Raw genomic sequence first — 1,562 nt, forward strand, 5'->3', positions numbered from 1 at the left:
TTAGGGTCCCCCTTTACTTGCGAATTTGGTATTATGAGAATATGAAAGAGAACATCTTAAGAGAGATATTTTTCGATAAACATAGGCATTGGGAAACGTTCGTAGAAAAACATGGAGAACGTATACGACCAATCGTTATAAAAGAGGTGGAGAAATTTCACAGATGCGGGGATCCAAAACATGGATTCAAACTTCTAGTCTGTGAAGCTTGCCATGATGTGAAGATCGTGCCGTTTCGCTGTAAAGGACGGTTTTGCACAACGTGTTCTAGTGGTGAGACAGAGGAATGGAGCCGAATGATTGAGGAAGAGGTTGTACAAGTCAATCATCGGCATGTCATATTTACGATTGACGAAGGACTAAGAGTCATCTTCCAGATGCATAGAGAACTCTTAAAAGACCTTATGGATGAATCAGCAAAGATTGTTCAAGACTGGTTTAAGAAGAAAAATAAAATGACACCCGGCATAATAGCTGGTTTACATACCTTTGGAGCTCGAATGAATTTCAATCCACATGTTCATATGCTAGTAACCATGGGAGGGATGAAAAAGCATGGAGAATGGAAAGTCTACGACTTTATACCGTTTCCCATGTTGCGAAAACAATGGCAGACAGTTGTCTTGAAATTAATACGTCGTTCACTAAGCGAAAGTGAGAAGAAGAAGGTTCAACACTTATTGCAAAAGGCCTATAGTGCCAATGGAAAAGGGTTCTATGTTCATGCACCGAAACAGAAGGGGAATGTTAAAGTGCAAATAGGTTACATAGGCCGGTATATGCGCCGACCAGCCATAGCATTGCATCGAATTGAAGATTATGGTGGTCAATATGTAACCTTTCGATATCATGATAAAAAGGACGGACAAGAAAAACTGGAAACCACAACTGTGGAAGAATTTATCAAAAGATTAATCGTTCACATACCCGATGAGCAGTTCAAAACGATCAGATATTACGGGATTTATTCACGACGAATTAAAGTAATTAGCAAGAAACTAATTTCTAATTGGCAAAAAGAAGTTAGGAAATGGATCGTCAACATTAAGAAGATCGTCAAACGCAGAAACTGGCAGCAACGTATCAAGGAACAAACGGGTAAAGACCCGATGATATGCCCACATTGTGAAAATTACTATGAATTTAAGGGAGCAGTGTGTCTAAAAGACGGCCAATTGGAGATCAAATATGCCAGTGACGAGACTGCAAGAAACTACATGGAAAGGATGATTTATAATTTCACCGGTATCAAAGTCGCGAAACCTAAAAAAGAAGAAGAAAAGAGACCAAAACTCAAACTCCAGGAAGATGGGGGAATGTCAGGGTGTGATCAGTTATATATGTTTGGAGTGTCATGAATATGAGGAGATCCCCTTAGATGTTGTCAGAACCATGGATGCAATGGATGATGGGGATCCGACGGCACCACCCCAGTTTAGTTGTGAGAAATGTGGTGGCACCATGTATCCAGAGTATTATAAGGGCCTTCATGGGAATGAGTATAAAATTACGGATGTCATAGAATGAATAAAAGGACCGAGGCATAGCCGAGGTTTTTCTTA

At 40.1% G+C, this 1,562-nt stretch carries 1 protein-coding gene; it reads left to right on the forward strand.

Annotation, left to right across the window (positions count from 1 at the left end):
* The first annotated feature begins 41 nt into the window (after positions 1–41).
* Positions 42–1,358 (forward strand): IS91 family transposase, encoded by a 1,317-nt coding sequence (locus AC6I5A_RS06155; protein WP_497900545.1) that lies wholly within the window; start codon positions 42–44, stop codon positions 1,356–1,358.
* Positions 1,359–1,562 lie beyond the last annotated feature (204 nt).

Source organism: Desulfosporosinus sp. Tol-M2 (assembly GCF_059735615.1).